Source organism: Streptomyces sp. NPDC051452 (genome assembly GCF_044454765.1).
GTDB lineage: Bacteria > Actinomycetota > Actinomycetes > Streptomycetales > Streptomycetaceae > Streptomyces.
Window position 1 is genome coordinate 246494 of sequence record NZ_JBITEB010000006.1, and the last position, 14395, is coordinate 260888.

Here is a 14395-nt window from a genome sequence, read left to right on the forward strand (position 1 = left end):
CCTCCGCCGGAGTACCCCCGCACGGCCCGGGCCACTCGGCTGCCGGCTCGGCAGGGTTGCGTCTTCTGGGTGGCCGGGTGTTCCGCCCCGTTTGCCGCCCGGGCCGAAGGGGACCCGGCTGCCCATGAGCACACCACCTCCTCGTCGCCGCGCGGGACAGAACAGGATGCTGTGGCTGCTGGACCGCCTGGAGCGCGAGCCGCGGGCGGATACGGCGATCGACGCGCTCGGCACCGGCGTACGGTCCCTGCCGCTCGGGCGTGCCCGTGACTGGCTGCACGGCAGGTGGCTGGGTCACCCGGTGCACCCGTTGACGGTCCAGGTGCCGATCGGCTGCTGGCTCTCCGCCGGGCTGCTGGACCTGCGTCCCGGTCGCTCCCGCGAGGCCGACCTGCTGATCGCGGCCGGATTGGCGGCGGCCGCCCCGGCGGCGCTGACGGGGGCCGTCGACTGGGCGGAACTGCACCGGCGGCAGCAGCGTGTCGGCCTGGTGCACGCCCTGGCGAACACGGCGGCCGTGGGCCTGTACGCCGCCTCGATGGCCTGCCGCGTCAAGGGAACCACCGGAGTCGGTCGCGCCCTCGGCTTCCTGGGCCTGACGGCGGTCGGAGCCGGGGGCATGCTGGGCGGTCACCTGGCCTGTCGGCAGGCGTCCGGCGCCAACCACGCCGAGGAGGTCCCGCAGGTCGTCTCGGACGGCTGGCACCGGATCGGGGCGGTTTCCGAGTTCCCGGCAGGCCGGCCGGTGCGGCGCAGCGTGGACGACGTACCGGTGCTGGTGGTGCGCGAACCCGGCGGGGCCGTGCACGCGCTGGCCGACCGCTGCAGCCATCTGGCGGGTCCGCTGTCCGAGGGCACCGTTTCCGACGGGTGTGTCGAGTGCCCGTGGCACGGCAGCACCTTCCGGCTGTCGGACGGCTGGGTCGTACGCGGCCCCGCCACCGCCCCGCAGCCCGCCTTCGACACCCGGACCGTGGACGGCCACGTGGAAGTGCGGCTGCGCGACCGGGAGCCGGAACCGGACCGTCGGGCCGACGGACGGCCGGACGGTCCGCAGGAGGAGGCAGCGCCGTCCGAGACACGGCCTTGACGGCCCGCGAGGCGTGACAGCTCGAATATTCCTCCCCGGCTGTCACGCTTGGTTACTATGCTCACTTCATACCGGAGGCCGGACGCAAGGGCCGCGCCGCGCTCAACGGACTGCCGGGGAGAGAGGGAGGGGCCTTCCGAGATGTTGAGAGAGGTCTCCGCGACCCGGTACATCGAGCCCCTGCGGTCCGGCGGTTCCGTCCCCGGCGTCGTCGAGGCCGACGACCTGGGCACCTACGTCGTGAAGTTCACCGGCTCGGCGCAGGGGCGCAAGGCGCTGGTCGCCGAGGTGATCGTCGGCGAGCTCGCCCGCGCGCTCGGTCTGCGCTTCCCCGAACTGGTGCTGGTCCGCTTCGATCCGGCCATCGCCGCCGACGAGCCGCACCAGGAGGTGCGCGAACTGCACGCCGCGAGCGCCGGCGTGAACCTGGGCATGGACTACCTGCCGGGCGCCCGGGACTTCACTCCGGACATCGCGAAGGTGTTCCCGGTGGACGCGCTGGAGGCGGGCCGGATCGTCTGGCTGGACGCGCTGACCGTCAACGTGGACCGCACGGTCCACAGCTCCAACCTGATGGTCTGGCCCACGCTCGGCGTCACACCGCCGCGCCTGTGGCTCATCGACCACGGCGCCGCCCTCGTCTTCCACCACCGCTGGGACACCAGGGCGCCCGGGAAGAAGTACGACTTCCGCCACCACGCGCTCGGCCACTACGGCCCCGACGTCCGGGCCGCCGACGCCGAACTGGCGCCCCGGGTGACCGAGGAGCTGCTGCGCGGGATCCTCGCGGAGGTGCCGGACGCCTGGCTGGCCGAGGACGCCGCCTTCGCCACGCCCGACGACGTCCGCGACGCCTACGTGGACCACCTGCTGGCCCGCGCCCGGCTCTCGCACGAGTGGCTGCCCACCGATTTCCCGGGCCGCGAGGAACTCGCGGCCGAGGAGGCCGCCCGCGCGGCCAGGACACAGGCGGACCGACCGGACTGGCTCAAGCGGGTTCCCGACCTGCACGGCAAGCCGGCGGCGGAGCAGGATTGGTCGGTGCATCTGAAATGACCGATGTGCGACGGGTGGAGATCGAGTACTGCACCCAGTGCCGGTGGCTGCCGCGCGCGGCCTGGCTGGCGCAGGAACTGCTGACCACGTTCGAGTCGGAACTGACCGAACTGGCGCTCAAGCCCGGCACCGGCGGCGTCTTCGTCGTCCGGGTGGGCGACGAAGTGGTCTGGGACCGCCGTGAGCAGGGCTTTCCCGAGCCCACGGCGGTCAAGCGCCTGGTGCGCGACCGAGTGGCCCCGGGCAAGCCCCTGGGCCACTCGGAGCGCTCCGGGCACTCGGACGACTCGCCCGAGCGCCCCTGAGGCCAGCGCCCGAGCGCCCCAGACGTCAGCGGCCGAGCTGCTCGTACGCCGGCAGGGTGAGGAAGTCGGCGTAGTCCTCGTCCAGGGACACCCGCAGCAGCAGGTCGTGCGCCTCCTGCCAGCGGCCGGCGGCGAAGGCCTGCTCGCCGATCTCCTTGCGGATGGCGTCCAGTTCCTCGGCGGCGACCTTGCGGGCCAGTTCGGGGGTGGCCGTCTCGCCGTTGTCGAACTCGACACCCGCGTTGATCCACTGCCAGATCTGGGAGCGGGAGATCTCGGCGGTGGCCGCGTCCTCCATCAGGTTGAAGATGGCGACCGCGCCGAGCCCGCGCAGCCAGGCCTCGATGTAACGGATGCCGACCTGCACGGCGTTGACCAGACCGGCGTACGTCGGCCGGGCGTCCAGCGAGTCGATCGCGATCAGGTCGGCGGCCTCGACGTGCACGTCCTCGCGCAGCCGGTCCTTCTGGTGGGGCCGGTCGCCGAGGACCTTGTCGAAGGACTCCATGGCGATCGGCACCAGGTCGGGGTGGGCGACCCAGGAGCCGTCGAAACCGTCGTTCGCCTCACGGTCCTTGTCGGCCCGGACCTTCTCGAAGGCCACCTTGTTGACCTCGGCGTCCTTGCGGGACGGGATGAACGCCGCCATGCCGCCGATTGCGTGTGCGCCGCGCTTGTGGCAGGTGCGGACGAGCAGTTCGGTGTACGCCCGCATGAACGGGGCGGTCATCGTCACCGCGTTGCGGTCCGGGAGGACGAACCTCGCCCCGCCGTCACGGAAGTTCTTCACGATGGAGAACAGGTAGTCCCAGCGGCCGGCGTTCAACCCCGAGGCGTGGTCGCGCAGTTCGTAGAGGATCTCCTCCATCTCGTACGCGGCCGTGATCGTCTCGATCAGCACGGTGGCGCGGACGGTGCCCTGCGGGATGCCGACGTAGTCCTGTGCGAAGACGAACACCTCGTTCCACAGGCGGGCCTCCAGGTGCGACTCCGTCTTCGGCAGGTAGAAGTACGGACCCTTGCCGAGGTCGAGCAGCCGCTGCGCGTTGTGGAAGAAGTACAGGCCGAAGTCGACCAGCGCGCCCGGCACTTGCCCACCCTCGGCGTCGACGAGGTGGCGCTCGTTCAGGTGCCAGCCGCGCGGCCGCATGACGACGGTCGCCAGCTCCTCGGCGGGGCGCAGGGCGTACGACTTGCCGCTGCGCTCGTCGGTGAAGTCGATGGCGCGCGTGTAGGCGTCGATCAGGTTGGCCTGCCCGAGGATCACGTTCTCCCAGGTGGGAGCGGAGGCGTCCTCGAAGTCGGCGAGCCAGATCCGCGCGCCGGAGTTGAGCGCGTTGATGGTCATCTTGCGGTCGGTCGGCCCGGTGATCTCGACGCGCCGGTCGTTCAGCGCGGCCGGGGCCGGGGCGACCCGCCAGGAGTCGTCCGCGCGGATGGCGGCCGTCTCCGGGAGGAAGTCGAGCGTGGAGGTGCGGGCGATCTCGGCGCGTCGCTCGGCCCGGCGGGCCAGGAGTTCGTCACGGCGCGGGGTGAACCGTCGGTGCAGCTCCGCCACGAAGGCGAGCGCCGCGTCCGTGAGTACCTCTTCCTGCCGGGGCAGGGGCTCGGCGTCGACGATGGCCAGCGGGGACGGCGCTGGTGCGGACATGAGCTGTCACTTCCTTCAGCGGTGGCACCGGGTGCCAAGAGGCACGAACAGGGCAATCAGCGCCCGCTGTGCGGTCAGGCGCTTCTGAACAGTGGATAGTAGTTTCCTCATCGTGGAATCTCAATGGTTTGTTGATGTCGAGATTCTCTGAGTCGAGGCAAGATGGCGCTGGGTGCCACCTCGTTCACTCAAGGTGGCTCAGGTCGGCCTCGGTGTCGATGTCGTAGGGCTCGGCCACGTCGGCGCACTCCACGAGGCGGACGGCCGCCGCGTGTTCCTTCAGATAGGCGCGTGCCCCCCGGTCTCCGGTGGCAGTCGCCGCGATGCCGCTCCAATGGGCCGCGCCGAACAGCACCGGGTGACCGCGGGACCCGTCGTAGGCGGCGGAGACCAGCGAGTTCTCGCCCTCGTAGGCGCCTAGTACCCGGGTGAACGCGGCGGGGCCGATGCCGGGCTGGTCCACGAGGCTCACCAGGGCCGCGCACGCGCCCGTACCGGCGAGCGACGCAAGTCCGGCGCGCAGGGACGATCCCATGCCCTCGGACCAGTGCGGGTTGTCCACGAGCACGCATCCGCCGAGTTCGGCGCGCCGTCTCACCTCGTCGGAGCGGGCGCCCAGGACCACATGGATCCGCTCGCATCCGGCCGCACGCAGCACCCCGACCGCGTGTTCGACCAGGGGCCGCCCCCGGTGCTCCAGCAGTGCCTTGGGGCGCCCGCCGAGCCGCCTGCCGCCGCCGGCGGCGAGCAGCAGCCCGGCGACATTCCCCCGATGATCCTGGTTGTCCGTCATGGGTCCTGCATACCCGACGGCGGCGGAAGCGTCCGGATTTCCGGTGCCGAGTCCGTTGGGCTGAATTTCGGTCCGCGCTGTGGCGCTGCCGTGCGGGGTGGCGTTTACTGGCCCGCGCACGACGGGGGTGTCAGGGGGGAGGGCTGTGTTGCGGAGCTTGGGGCAGCGGCCGGTGACCGGCAGCGACGAGGACCCTAGGGTGGTGGAACTGCGGACGGCCGTGTCCCGGCTGCGCCGCGAACTCGCCGCGCTTCCGACGGAGTTCCCCGACCGGGTCATCGCCGAGGACGAACTGGCAGCCCTGGCCGCGATGGCCGGCGGCGGCCTCCCCGAGATACCCCGCCTGCGCCGCTCCCTGCTAGTGATCGCCGGCGCGATCGGCTCGGTGAGCGCCCTGACGAGAGCCCTGACAGAGGTACGCGAAGCGGTAGACCTCTTCGGCCAACCTCCCCAGCCACCCCCCGCCCTTCCCGGAGGGCTCTCCCGGGTCTAACCCAGGGCCGCGTGCAACCGCGCGAACCCCCACCTCACCCAGACGCCGGCCCTTCCCGGAGGGGTCTCACCGGTCCACCCCAGGGGCGCGGGGAACTGCGCGAACAACCCATACGCCGGAGCCTCCCGGAGGGGTCTCACCGGCCCCACCCAGGGGCGCGGGGAACTGCGCGAACAACCCATACGCCGGTCCCTCCCGGAGGGGTCTCACCGGCCCCACCCAGGGGCGCGGGGAACTGCGCGAACGCCCCCGCCGGCCCGCACTCTTCCACTCCACCCGGACGCCGGTCCCTCCCGGAGGGGGTCCCACCGGCCCACCACAGGGGCGCGGGGAACTGCGCGAACGCCCCCGCCGGCCCGCAGCCGCCGGACAATCCGCCAGTCTCCACCCCGGGCCACGCCCGGCCCTTACGCGCCCGAGCTGGCCAGCGCCTGGGACAGCTCCCGGGCGACCTGCTGCAGCATCGGCACGATCCTCTCGGTCGCCGCCTCCGTCACCCGCCCCGCCGGCCCCGAGATGGAGATCGCCGCGGCCGTCGGAGACTCCGGCACGGACACCGCGAGGCACCGCACCCCGACCTCCTGCTCGCTGTCGTCGATCGCGTAACCGGCACGTCGTACCTCCGCCAGCGCCGCCAGGAAACCGTCCGGCGTGGTGATGGTCTTGTCCGTCGCGGCCGGCATCCCCGTACGGGACAGCAGCGCACGCACCTCCTCGTCCGGCACGCTCGCCAGCAGCGCCTTGCCCACGCCGGTGGAGTGCGGCAGCACCCGGCGCCCCACCTCCGTGAACATCCGCATCGAGTGCTTGGACGGCACCTGCGCCACGTAGACGATCTCGTCGCCGTCCAGCAGTGCCATGTTCGCCGTCTCGCCGGTCTCCTCGACCAGACGGGCCAGGTACGGCCGCGCCCAGGTGCCGAGCAGCCGGGACGCGGACTCCCCGAGCCGGATCAACCGCGGGCCGAGCGCGTACCGCCGGTTCGGCTGCTGTCGTACGTACCCGCACGCGACCAGCGTGCGCATCAGCCGGTGGATGGTGGGCAGCGGCAGTCCACTGGTCGCGGACAGCTCGCTCAGGCCGACCTCGCCACCCGCGTCCGCCATCCGCTCGAGCAGATCGAAGGCGCGCTCCAGGGACTGGACCCCGCCTCCGTTGGAGGGCCTGGCGGAGTCGGTGGTGCTGGCGCTGGACGTCGGCACGGCACGTTCCTTTCGGGGCTGACAGGAAGAGCAGCAGCCTACCCGCCGGCCGGTTGACTCCCCGCTGGTACGTAGCTACGTTCTGCTTGCTGGAATTCTAATTCCGCTTTGTGGAAACGTCCAGACCGGGCGCCCCCGCGCCTGCCGTCCGGTGACGTGCCCTTGACTGCGGTGGGGTGGGAGTGAAGACTCCTTCAACAGAACGTTGAATTCCGTTACGTGGGTATTAATCCCGTTTCCAGGGCGTAAAACGGTCGTACAGAGAGGGGTCCGGGTGTCCGACGCTGAACTGGTGCTGCGCTCGACGCGCGTCATCACCCCGGAAGGGACGCGGGCCGCCACCGTCACCGTGTCCGCCGGGAAGATCACGGCCGTACTGCCGTACGACGCCGAGGCCCCGGCCGCGGCCCGGCTGGAGGACGTCGGCGACCACGTCCTGCTGCCCGGACTGGTCGACACCCACGTGCACGTCAACGACCCCGGCCGCACCGAGTGGGAGGGCTTCTGGACGGCCACCCGCGCCGCCGCCGCCGGCGGCATCACCACGCTGGTCGACATGCCGCTCAACTCCCTGCCGCCGACCACGACCGTCGACCATCTGCGGGTCAAGCAGCAGGTCGCCGCCGACAAGGCGCACATCGACGTCGGCTTCTGGGGCGGCGCCCTGCCCGACAACCTCAAGGACCTGCGCCCGCTGCACGACGCCGGCGTCTTCGGATTCAAGGCGTTCCTGTCCCCGTCCGGCGTGGACGAGTTCCCGCACCTCGACCAGAACCGGCTCGCCCGGTCCCTGGCGGAGATCGCGGGGTTCGACGGGCTGCTGATCGTGCACGCCGAGGACCCGCACCACCTGGCCGCCGCCCCCCAGCACGGCGGGCCACGGTACGCCGACTTCCTCGCCTCCCGCCCGCGCGACGCCGAGGACACCGCGATCGCGAACCTCGTCGCCCAGGCCCGGCGCCTGAACGCGCGCGTGCACGTGCTGCACCTGTCCTCCAGCGACGCGCTGCCGCTGATCCGCGCGGCCCGCGCCGAGGGCGTCCGCGTCACCGTGGAGACCTGCCCGCACTACCTCACGCTGACCGCCGAGGAAGTCCCGGACGGCGCGAGCGAGTTCAAGTGCTGCCCGCCCATCCGCGAGGCCGCCAACCAGGACCTGCTGTGGGAGGCCCTCGCCGACGGCACCATCGACTGCGTCGTCACCGACCACTCGCCTTCCACCGCCGATCTGAAGACCGACGACTTCGCCACCGCCTGGGGCGGCATATCCGGCCTCCAGCTGAGCCTGCCGACGGTGTGGACCGCGGCCCGGAACCGCGGTCACACACTGGAGGACGTCGTGCGCTGGATGTCCACCCGGACCGCGGCCCTGGTCGGCCTCGGGCAGAAGGGCGCGATCGAGGCCGGCCGCGACGCCGACTTCGCCGTCCTCGCCCCCGACGAGACCTTCACCGTCGACCCGGCCGGCCTCCAGCACCGCAACCGGGTCACCGCCTACGCCGGAAAGACCCTGCACGGCGTCGTGAAGTCCACCTGGCTGCGCGGCGAGCGCATCGTCACCGGCGGCGAGTTCACCGAACCGAGGGGCAGACGGCTCAGCCGCCCCAAGTGAGCCACACCCCCGCACCCGCACCCCGTCGACCCGAAAGGAACCCCTGATCACCGTGACGGCGATACCCAGCTTCACCGGCGACGCGAACCCCTACGGAGGCGGCGACCCGTACGCGGACTACCGCACCGCCGACTTCCCCTTCACCCAGTACGCCAACCTCGCCGACCGGCAGCTCGGAGCCGGTGTCATCGCCGCCAACGACGAGTTCTTCGCCCAGCGGGAGAACCTGCTGGTCCCCGAGCCCGCCGAGTTCGACCCCGAGCACTTCGGGCACAAGGGCAAGATCATGGACGGCTGGGAGACCCGCCGCCGGCGCGGAACCGACGCCGAGCACCCCTGGCCGACCGCCGAGGACCACGACTGGGCGCTGGTCCGGCTCGGCGCGCCCGGGGTGATCCGCGGGATCGTCGTCGACACCGCCCACTTCCGCGGCAACTACCCGCAGGCGGTCTCGGTCGAGGGCGCGTCCGTACCCGGCTCCCCCTCCCCGGAGGAGCTGCTGGGCGACGACGTGAAGTGGACGACCCTCGTCCCGCGCACCCCCGTCGGCGGGCACGCGGCGAACGGCTTCGCGATCACCGCCGAGCAGCGCTTCACGCACCTGCGCGTCAACCAGCACCCGGACGGCGGCGTCGCGCGCCTGCGCGTGTACGGCGAGGTCGTGCCCGACCCGCGGTGGCTGGCGGTCCTCGGCACCTTCGACGTGGTCGCGCTGGAGAACGGCGGCCAGGTCGAGGACGCCTCCAACCGCTTCTACTCCCCGCCCACCAACACCATCCAGCCGGGCCGCTCCCGCAAGATGGACGACGGCTGGGAGACGCGCCGCCGACGGGACCAGGGCAACGACTGGATCGCCTACCGGCTGGTGTCCCAGTCCCGGATCCGCGCGGTCGAGATCGACACCGCCTATCTGAAGGGCAACAGCGCCGGCTGGGCCTCGGTCTCCGTGCGGGACGGGGAGGACGGCGACTGGACCGAGATCCTGCCGCGCACCCGCCTCCAGCCCGACACCAACCACCGCTTCGTGCTGCCGGAGTCGGCCGTGGGCACCCACGCGCGTGTCGACATCTTCCCCGACGGTGGCATCTCCCGGCTGCGTCTGTTCGGCTCCCTGACCGAGGAGGGCGCGAGCCGGCTCGCCGCCCGCCACCAGGAGCTGGGCGGCTGATCCGCCCCCACGCGCGCGTGGGGCACCCCGGCCGGACAGCACCGGGGTGCCCCACGCGTCATTCGCCCGAACGAGGTCCGCGGGTCGCGGAACTCTTCCCGTCGTCTCCCGCGTTCTCTTCCATGTGACCCTTCAGCAAGAGATCGTCGGCAACGCCATGCAGATGGCGGTCGTCAACCTGCACCCCGGCCAGACCGTGTACTGCGAGGCCGGGAAGTTCCTGTTCAAGACGACGAACGTGACCATGGAGACCCGGCTGTCCGGCCCGTCGGGCAACGGCGGGCAGCAGAGCGGCTCGGGCGGCGGCATGGGCGGCCTGCTGCGACAGGCCATGGGCACGGCCATGCAGGCCGGCCAGCGGATGCTCGCCGGCGAGTCGCTGGCCTTCCAGTACTTCACGGCCCAGGGCGGTGAGGGCACGGTCGGCTTCGCCGGCGTGCTGCCCGGCGAGATGCGCGCGCTGGAGCTTGACGGCACCCGAGCGTGGTTCGCGGAGAAGGACGCGTTCGTGGCCGCCGAGTCCAGCGTCGACTTCGGTATCGCGTTCGCCGGCGGGCGCACCGGCATGAGCGGCGGTGAGGGCTTCGTCCTGGAGAAGTTCACCGGGCACGGCACGGTGATCATCGCCGGGGCGGGCAACTTCATCGACCTGAACCCGGCGGACTTCGGCGGCCGTATCGAGGTCGACACGGGCTGTGTGGTCGCCTTCGAGGAAGGCATCCGGTACGGCGTCCAGCGGATCGGGGGCCTCAACCGCCAGGGGATCATGAACGCCGTGTTCGGCGGCGAGGGCCTGTCCCTGGCGACCCTGGAGGGCGACGGCCGGGTGATCCTGCAGTCCCTCACCATCGAGAGCCTCGCCAACGCCCTGAAGAAGGCCCAGGGCGGCGACAAGCAGGGCCCGACCGGCGGACTGTTCTCCACGAACGCCGGCTGAACCGATGGGTCCGGACGCGGCACCGGCCCGGGCGTCTCCCTCCGGCCCCCCGTGTGAGGACGGCTCTCGCCGGATCGTGTGAGGGCGGTGTGGGGACGCCGGGCGGCAGGTTAAATCCGTGAAGCTCCAGGGGACTTGATGGGTAAATCCTCAACCTTGTCGTTGACATGCCAACCTCTACGCGCGTCATCATGTGGCTCATGCGATTCCCCCCACGAACCACCCGCACCGCGGCCGCCGCCGCGCTCCTGTCCGCTCTCCTGGTCGGCGGCACCGTCTCCGCCACGACGGCGGACGCCGCCGCGGCGTCGGTCGGTGACATCTGCCAAAGCGCCCTGCCGCCGCAGGCCGACGACACCCTGAACCTGATCGACCAGGGTGGCCCCTTCCCGTACAGCCAGGACGGCATCGTCTTCTCCAACCGCGAAGGCGTGCTGCCCAGCCGGCAGTCGGGCTACTACCACGAGTACACGGTCAAGACCCCCGGCTCCTCCACCCGCGGTGCACGGCGCATCGTCACCGGTGAGGAGAGCCAGGAGGACTACTACACGGGTGACCACTACGCGACGTTCGACCTGATCGACTTCGGCTGCTGAGCCGTCCGGCCCCCGGGCGGCGGTGAGTCCGGCCGGGGGTCGCGTCCCGTACTGTCCCACGGGGATGCTGCCCGGCGCCCCCGCACCACCGCCCCGCACCACCGAAAGTCCACAGTGGTACGACTTTGGTCGGTGATCCCGCGCTTGGCACCGCCCCGGGCCGCGGCCCTGCGTAGTTTTGTCGACCGTGAGCGATGACGAGCCGGTAGCGGTGACACAGGATTTCACGGGCCGCCGGTGGCTGTTCCCGTCCGCACTGATCCACGAACTGGACCAGGACGCCCGCGCCTCCGGGCGGCGGCCGCGACGCACCGCGCGCGACTGGGCCGTGGACCTCTCCTGCTTCCTGCTGGCCGTCGTCATCGGCCTGGTGGCCTCGCGGTCCCTGCCCGACGAACGCGACCTGCCGCACTCCCTCGCCGTCCTCGACCAGACGCTCGGCGCCCTGTCCTGCGTGGCGGTCTGGCTGCGGCGCCGGTGGCCGGTCGGGCTGGCCGTCGCGATGATCCCCGTCGGCCTGCTGTCCGACACCTCCGGCGGCGCGGCGATGGTCGCCCTGTTCACGCTCGCCGTGCACCGGCCCTTCCGCTACGTCGCCTGGATCGGCGGTGCCCAGCTCGCGCTGATCCCGCTCTTCTTCTGGCTGCGGCCCGACCCGGACCTGCCCTACGCCGGCGTCGTCGCGTTCACCGCGCTGATCACCGTGTCGATCACCGGCTGGGGCATGTTCGTACGCTCCAAGCGGATGCTGATGCTGAGCCTGAGAGACCGCGCCCACCGGGCCGAGACCGAGGCACGGCTGCGCGCCGAGCAGGCCCAGCGCCTGGCCCGCGAGGCCATCGCGCGCGAGATGCACGACGTCCTCGCCCACCGGCTCACCCTGCTCAGCGTGCACGCGGGCGCCCTGGAGTTCCGGCCGGACGCGCCCCGGGAGGAGATCGTGCGGGCAGCGGGGGTCATCCGCGAGAGCGCCCACGAGGCACTCCAGGACCTGCGGGAGATCATCGGCGTGCTGCGGGCCGGCGAGTCCGACGACGCGGCGGGCGGCCGCCCCCAGCCCACGCTCGCCGCGCTGGACGCCCTCGTCGCCGAGAGCCGTGAGGCGGGCATGAAGGTCAGCCTCGACCACCGCGTCGCCGATCCCGCCGCCGTCCCCGCCTCCGTCGGCCGCACCGCCTACCGCATCGCCCAGGAAGCCCTGACCAACGCCCGCAAGCACGCCCCGGGCACCGAGGTCACGGTCCGCCTCACCGGAACCCCCGGCGACGGCCTGACCGTCACCGTCGCCAACCCCGCCCCGCCGTCGCGGGTGCCACCCGTCCCCGGCTCCGGCCAGGGTCTGATCGGCCTCTCCGAACGCGCCACCCTGACCGGCGGTCACCTCGACCACGGCACCACGCCCGACGGCGGCTTCGAGGTGCGCGCGTGGCTGCCGTGGGGGGAGCCCTGAGGGGTCCGTGCGCGGGGCGGGCGGGCCGGGGGCTTTCGGCGGGCGCCGTCCGCCGAACGCCCGACCGTGATTACGTGAGCCCATGACTGCGACGACGCCGATCAGACTGCTCCTCGTCGACGACGACCCCCTCGTGCGGGCCGGACTCGCGCTGATGCTGGGCGGGGCCGAGGACATCGAGATCGTCGGGGAGGCCGCCGACGGCGCCGAGGCCGAGGAGGTCGTACGGCGCACCCGGCCGGACGTCGTGCTGATGGACATCCGTATGCCGTCGGTCGACGGGCTCACCGCCACCGAGCGGCTGCGCTCGCGCACCGGCGCACCGCAGGTCGTGGTGCTCACCACCTTCCACGCGGACGAACAGGTGCTGCAGGCCCTGCGCGCGGGCGCCGCCGGATTCGTCCTCAAGGACACGCCGCCCGCCGAGATCGTGGCCGCCGTACGCCGGGTCGCGGCGGGCGATCCGGTCCTCTCGCCCGCCGTCACCCGCCAGTTGATGCGGCACGCCGCGGGCACCGCGGCCGGCACCCGGCACGCACGCGCGCGTGAACGGCTCGCGGTGCTCAACGACCGCGAGCGCGAGGTCGCCGTCGCGGTCGGCCGCGGGCTCGCCAACGCCCGCATCGCCACCGAACTCTTCATGAGCGTGGCCACCGTCAAAGCCCACGTCTCCCGCGTCCTCGCCAAACTCGACCTCGACAACCGCGTGCAGATCGCCTTGCTGGCGTACGACGCCGGGCTGCTCGAAGACGACGACGGCGACAGCGGCGACGGGCACTAGTCGCACGCCGCGCGCGTTGTCCGGGTACCGGCCGCTCACCGGGCCTCGGGGGAGTCGTCAAGGAGATGACATGGAGAGCGTGATCGACCTGACCCAGTCCGGCGACGTACTCCGGCGCGATCCGCACCCGGTGTACGCGCGGCTGCGCGAGCAAGGCCCCGTCCACCGGGTCCGGCTCCACACACCGGAGGGCGCCTACGAGACCTGGCTGGTCGTGGGGTACGACGAGGCCCGGGCCGCCCTCGCCGACCACCGCCTGGCCAAGGACGGCGCCAAGATCGGCGCGACCTTTCTGGAGGAGCGGCTGATCGGCAAGCACCTGCTGGCGGCCGACCCACCGCAGCACGCCCGCCTGCGCGCCCTCGTCACCCGCGCCTTCACCACGCGCCGGGTCGCGCAACTGCGCCCGCGCATCCAGCGGATCACCGACGACCTGCTCGACGAGATGCTGCCGCGCGGCCGCGCCGACCTCATCGCTTCCCTCGCCTATCCGCTGCCCATCGCGGTCATCTGCGAACTGCTCGGCGTCCCGGAGATGGACCGCTCGGAGTTCCGCCGGATCTCCACCGAGGTGGTCGCGCCGACCGGCCCGGACGCCGAACACGCCGCGGTCGTCCGCCTCGCCGAGTACCTCACCGAACTGATCGAGGACAAGCGCCGCGCCGGCCCGACGGGCGATCTGCTCGGCGACCTGATCCGCACCACCGCAGAGGACGGCGACCGGCTCTCCGCGGAGGAACTGCGGGGCATGGCCTTCCTCCTGCTCGTCGCCGGACACGAGACGACGGTCAACCTCATCGGCAACGGTGTCCTCGCCCTGCTCACGCACCCCGCCCAACTGGCCGCGCTGCGCGCCGACCCGACCCTCCTCGACGGGGCCGTGGAGGAGACGCTGCGCTGGGAGGGCCCGGTGGAGAACGCCACCTTCCGGTACGCCGCCGAACCCCTGGAGATCGCCGGCGCCAGGATCGGACCGGGCGAACACGTGCTGATCGGCCTCACCGCCGCCCAGCGCGACGGCATGCGCTACGCCGATCCCGACCGCTTCGACATCCGCCGCGACACCCGCGGCCATCTCGCCTTCGGCCACGGCATCCACTTCTGCCTCGGAGCGCCCCTGGCCCGGCTGGAGGGCCGTACCGCGATCGGCACGCTCCTGGAGCGCGCCCCCGGTCTCGCCCTGGACGGAGCGCCGGGGGAGTGGCTGCCGGGCATGCTCATGCGTGGGGTGCGCAGTCTGCCGGTGCGCTGGTAGGGCCGC

14 protein-coding genes are annotated in these 14395 nt (G+C 72.3%); 11 read left to right on the forward strand and 3 right to left on the reverse strand.

The features are described from left to right. Positions 1-124: 124 nt before the first annotated feature. From ACIBA9_RS17855 to ACIBA9_RS17865, 3 genes are all read left to right on the forward strand, one after another. Entirely contained in the window at positions 125-1090 is a 966-nt protein-coding gene (locus ACIBA9_RS17855; protein ID WP_399363962.1) for a Rieske 2Fe-2S domain-containing protein, read from the forward strand. A gap of 141 nt (positions 1091-1231) precedes the next feature. Next, complete coding sequence (locus tag ACIBA9_RS17860) at positions 1232-2146, forward strand: HipA family kinase (protein WP_399363964.1); 915 nt, start codon at positions 1232-1234, stop codon at positions 2144-2146. Beyond that, positions 2143-2451 (forward strand): SelT/SelW/SelH family protein, encoded by a 309-nt coding sequence (locus ACIBA9_RS17865; RefSeq protein WP_362153311.1) that lies wholly within the window; start codon positions 2143-2145, stop codon positions 2449-2451. The genes ACIBA9_RS17860 and ACIBA9_RS17865 overlap by 4 nt, the downstream gene beginning before the upstream one ends. A gap of 25 nt (positions 2452-2476) precedes the next feature. On the opposite strand, the gene aceB is transcribed toward ACIBA9_RS17865, so the two are convergent. Further along, positions 2477-4102, reverse strand: a complete 1626-nt coding sequence (aceB, locus tag ACIBA9_RS17870) for a malate synthase A (RefSeq protein ID WP_399363966.1) — start codon at positions 4100-4102, stop codon at positions 2477-2479. Positions 4103-4286: 184 nt separating this feature from the next. Further along, entirely contained in the window at positions 4287-4895 is a 609-nt protein-coding gene (locus ACIBA9_RS17875; RefSeq protein WP_362153315.1) for a nucleotidyltransferase family protein, read from the reverse strand. Positions 4896-5040: 145 nt separating this feature from the next. Here ACIBA9_RS17875 and ACIBA9_RS17880 point away from each other — a divergent pair, with 145 nt between their 5' ends. After that, the gene (locus tag ACIBA9_RS17880; RefSeq protein ID WP_399363969.1) at positions 5041-5388 is read left to right on the forward strand and encodes a DUF5955 family protein; all 348 of its coding nucleotides are present in this window, start codon (positions 5041-5043) and stop codon (positions 5386-5388) included. 407 nt (positions 5389-5795) lie between these two features. Here ACIBA9_RS17880 and ACIBA9_RS17885 read toward each other — a convergent pair whose 3' ends face one another. After that, complete coding sequence (locus tag ACIBA9_RS17885) at positions 5796-6590, reverse strand: IclR family transcriptional regulator (RefSeq protein WP_393903220.1); 795 nt, start codon at positions 6588-6590, stop codon at positions 5796-5798. Positions 6591-6864: 274 nt separating this feature from the next. Here ACIBA9_RS17885 and allB point away from each other — a divergent pair, with 274 nt between their 5' ends. The 7 genes from allB (at position 6865) to ACIBA9_RS17920 (ending at position 14389) form a co-directional block, all read left to right on the forward strand. Next, a complete protein-coding gene (allB, locus tag ACIBA9_RS17890) occupies positions 6865-8202 on the forward strand; it encodes an allantoinase AllB (RefSeq protein WP_399363971.1) in 1338 nt (445 codons plus the stop codon). Between the two features lie 52 nt (positions 8203-8254). Continuing rightward, on the forward strand, positions 8255-9370 hold the full coding sequence (gene alc, locus ACIBA9_RS17895) for an allantoicase (RefSeq protein ID WP_399363973.1): 1116 nt from the start codon (positions 8255-8257) through the stop codon (positions 9368-9370). Positions 9371-9494: 124 nt separating this feature from the next. After that, positions 9495-10307, forward strand: a complete 813-nt coding sequence (locus ACIBA9_RS17900; RefSeq protein ID WP_362153327.1) for an AIM24 family protein — start codon at positions 9495-9497, stop codon at positions 10305-10307. A gap of 200 nt (positions 10308-10507) precedes the next feature. Further along, positions 10508-10903 (forward strand): ribonuclease domain-containing protein, encoded by a 396-nt coding sequence (locus ACIBA9_RS17905; protein ID WP_399363976.1) that lies wholly within the window; start codon positions 10508-10510, stop codon positions 10901-10903. A gap of 178 nt (positions 10904-11081) precedes the next feature. Next, the gene (locus tag ACIBA9_RS17910; protein WP_399363978.1) at positions 11082-12353 is read left to right on the forward strand and encodes a histidine kinase; all 1272 of its coding nucleotides are present in this window, start codon (positions 11082-11084) and stop codon (positions 12351-12353) included. 82 nt (positions 12354-12435) lie between these two features. Next, positions 12436-13134, forward strand: coding sequence for a response regulator (locus ACIBA9_RS17915; protein WP_399363980.1), 699 nt, complete (start codon positions 12436-12438; stop codon positions 13132-13134). Positions 13135-13204: 70 nt separating this feature from the next. Continuing rightward, positions 13205-14389 carry a cytochrome P450 gene (locus ACIBA9_RS17920; protein ID WP_399363982.1) on the forward strand — a complete coding sequence of 395 codons (1185 nt, stop codon included), beginning with the start codon at positions 13205-13207 and terminating at the stop codon, positions 14387-14389. Positions 14390-14395: the final 6 nt, after the last annotated feature.